This is a genomic window from Pseudoalteromonas sp. 0802, from assembly GCF_013350085.1.
GTDB lineage: Bacteria > Pseudomonadota > Gammaproteobacteria > Enterobacterales > Alteromonadaceae > Pseudoalteromonas.
The window spans coordinates 1-677 of the sequence record NZ_JABVXE010000072.1; the positions used below are offsets into that span (position 1 = coordinate 1).

At 37.4% G+C, this 677-nt stretch carries 1 protein-coding gene; it reads right to left on the reverse strand.

Going from position 1 to position 677, the window contains the following annotated elements:
• Positions 1–677: EAL domain-containing protein (locus HUS61_RS21165; RefSeq protein ID WP_175087005.1), on the reverse strand; the 677-nt coding region annotated here is incomplete at both ends.

Genomic DNA, 677 nt, shown 5'->3' on the forward strand with positions numbered 1-677 from the left:
TTCATATATTTCAAGTAATTCAGAAAGCTGTGAAAAGAACTCCTTTTGGAGCAATTGCTTTCCTGAAATATTAATCAGCATGCGAACATCATTTATACCATTAGAGCGCCATTTTTTTAGTTCTTTGAGGGCCATATGAAATATTAAGTTACCAATTGGGATCATGAGACCGACTTTTTCCGCAATGGGTATAAAAGTATCAGGAGTGGTATTGTTTTTATTAGCATTAGAATCCCAACGCAATAGAGCCTCACAAGCAACTATTTTTTCAGACTGAGCGCAGTAGATGGGTTGATATACAAGGTGAAACTCTTCATGTATTAGTGACTCTCTGAGGCGCTGTGATATCTCAATCTGGAAATGCGAGCTATCGCTCATCGCTTTGTTATAAATTCTAAACTGACTACGTCCATTTTCCTTGGCGTCGTACATTGCGGTTTCAGCGCACTGTAATAAAGTTCTTACTGAATTTCCATCATTCGGAAAACGACAGATCCCGACACTAATTGAAATAAAAATCAGTTGGTCATGCAGTTTTAAAGGTGAATTAAATGAATCAACCAAAAGCTGAGTTAATTTTTCATGATTTGATGAGGGCTTCGAACTCAAAATAACTATGAATTCATCAGCGCTAAAGCGAGCTATGTAGTCAGTTTTTTCTAATGGGGTAGAGAGGC